A 2866-nucleotide genomic window follows, 5' to 3' on the forward strand; every position below is an offset into this window, starting at 1 on the left:
GTAAGCATTGCCCAAACCTCCCAGAGAGTTAGCAACGCCACCGCGATTGCCGATTTCCTGTGCAATTTCTAACGATTGCTGACAGAAATCGATTGCTTGTTGGTATTGCCCTAATGAATTGTAAGCATTGCCCAAATTGTTCAGAGAGGTAGCAACGCCACTGCGATTGCCGATTTCCTGTTTAATTTCTAAGGATTGCTGATGGAAATCGATCGCCCGTTGGTATTGCCCTAATGATTGGTAAGCATTGCCCAAACTCCCCAGAGAGGCAGCAACGCCACGGCGATTGCCGATTTCCTGTTCAATTTCTAAGGATTGCTGATGGAAATCAATTGCCCGTTGGTATTGCCCTAATGAATCGTAAGCATTGCCCAAATTTCCCAGAGAGGCAGCAATGCCACGGCGATCGCCGATTTCCTGTACAATTTCTAAGGATTTTTCGTGGTACTTAATTGCTTGACTATACTGCCCTAGCAAATAAGAGGCATTTCCTAACTGCTGCCAAGCTGTACTAAGTCTCCCGTTTTCATCTTCCCCTTCAGGTTGCCAATTTTCAACTAACTGATGATACAACTCAACGCGAGTTGAATTATAACCACTTAAATCCAAAAATTCATTAACTGATCCAGTATATGAACCTTGATTGTATATAGTATTAAACGCTAAAGAATATTGCCCTAACTGACAGTAATGATAAAAAATCTGCAAATACTCATTCACATCATCTAGGGTTTGCCATTGCTGCTGAGGTTTTAAGCGATTTTGATAATAGTCAATTGCCTTTAAATGGGCTGCGGTTTGTTCCCCGGCTTTATGCTTTAAATAAGCTAAAATCACAGGTTGAAAACTCCAGAGACGGTTCTCGCTTTCTAATAACCAAGATCGCCTGACCAACAGCCGCAAATCTTGCTGAATTTCTGCCGCCGTTTTCTCCAACCCCGACACCGCTAATGCTATCTCTGCATCAAACTCACCCCGCAATATTGTCACAGCCGTTAACAGGGTTTTCAATTGTTCACTTAAACGTTGATAACTAACATCCAAAACCGCCACAATTCCCACTTCCCTTTGGCGGTGATTTCCCTTAACATCGGGATGGGTGAGTAACTGCTGTAAATTCTCTAATCCTAATTCTGTTAATCGTTCTAACCGAGGATTTTGGGGCGAATCATCTATCAACAAATCTGCCACTAACCGCAATAACAACGGATACCCATCAACTAATCGGGAAAATGCCTTTAATTCCCCTTGATTATTTTTTATTCCCTTCCCTTGCAAAAACGCTGCTCCTTCCGTTTCCTCAAAACCTTCTAATGATATCCAATGATTAAACCCCCGAATATTCGGACGTTCCCGTGTCGTGACAACGATCGCACTCTCGCTTCTTTTGTTCGTCCAACTTCTAAAAAACTCACCATAAAAACTACCAATTACAAACTCATTATCCTGTAACAAGGTTTCTAAATTGTCAAACACTAATAAACATTTTGTTTGCTGTAAACAACTAATTAACGCTTGAACCAACTCCGTTTCCTGTTGCGGAATTGGAAAGTTAAAATACTCTAAAACCTTTCTCGCCACTTCGGTAAAAATTGCCCCCGTACTCACATCCGCCCAATAGCCGGAATATTCTGTTTTTAATTCATCAAACACCTTCTCGGCTAAACTGGTTTTTCCTAACCCTCCCGTTCCCTCAATTCCCATTAAAGTAATCTCTGGATCTCGTATCCAGTCTTTTAATTGTTCAATCTCTTTTTCTCGCCCCTGCCAATAGGCACAAACCCCGCTAAAATTGCCTCCAATTAATACCCCAAATCGGGGTTTAGTGTTGAGAATTTCCTTAATTTGATCAATATCTTCGCTAATTTCCCCTAACCGTTGATTAACTCCCGAAAACCCGGCTCGAATTTCCGCTAAAATCTCCTGTTTTGCCGCTTCCAACACCACCGCAAAACCCGATTCCACCTGCTGCATTAATTGACAAAAAAATTCCTGTTGTTGGCTGTCCGAACCCTTGACAAGTTGCTCAAAATATGCTTTAATTTCTGTTATCTGTTCGGTGGAAAAATCCCCCCGTTCTGCGGATAACGCTGCAATTTCCCCCATTAAACTTAAGGACATAGCAGCATAAGCTTTTCCGCCCTTCTCCGCATCTTGTTTTAAAATTTCGCGTAACGCCTGGGGAAACATTCGATGCAGTTTAAAGGCAATTATTGAATACCAATGATCAGGAAAATTCGTTTTTGCGGTCGTTGCTAAAGCGTTAACGATTTCTAACCAAATCTCTTTTGTTAATGCCGTAACCGTTGCAAAATCCTCAACGTTGTTCGACATTAACTTAACTAATTCTGTCTCAGGAATTTGTAAAAAAACCTTGTCTGAAGTCTCTGGTAAAGAGACTTTTAACCATTCTTTTTCAGTTATTAATGCTAAGGTCTTTAAATTTTTCTGAACGGTTTGATCTATTCCCTCAATTTCTGCCAAATTGAGAATCACCAAAGCAATAGCCGCCCCCGTTGCTTTCGCTAAATCATGATTCGTTTTATCCTGGGTTTCGAGTCGTTTGGCCAACTCCCCCATATCGTTCGCTACTAAACCCCCAAACACACTCGCTACCATACCCGACAAGGTAGAAATAATCGCAGGTGCGGCCGTTCCTGTTAGGATGGTTGCAAGGGTTGGGCAGAATGTCGCCCCAAGTAAAACTGTACCGAATAACGCGAGGCGAGAGGGCGTTTGTCCAGGGATTAGGGACATTTTGGGTAAATTTAGTTCTCAATGGATGAGATTATAGCAATAATCCACAATTAAACCGTAGGGGCGGGTTCCGAGACAATCTTTAATGATCAGTAATTATCTCCCTAAA

General features: G+C 41.9%; 1 protein-coding gene. It reads right to left on the reverse strand.

Annotated features, from left to right (window positions below):
• A partial coding sequence (locus tag PL8927_RS03915; RefSeq protein WP_083617834.1) for a tetratricopeptide repeat protein occupies positions 1-2757 on the reverse strand: 2757 nt, incomplete at its 3' end.
• Between the last annotated feature and the right edge of the window lie 109 nt (positions 2758-2866).

Source organism: Planktothrix serta PCC 8927, from assembly GCF_900010725.2.
Lineage (GTDB): Bacteria > Cyanobacteriota > Cyanobacteriia > Cyanobacteriales > Microcoleaceae > Planktothrix > Planktothrix serta.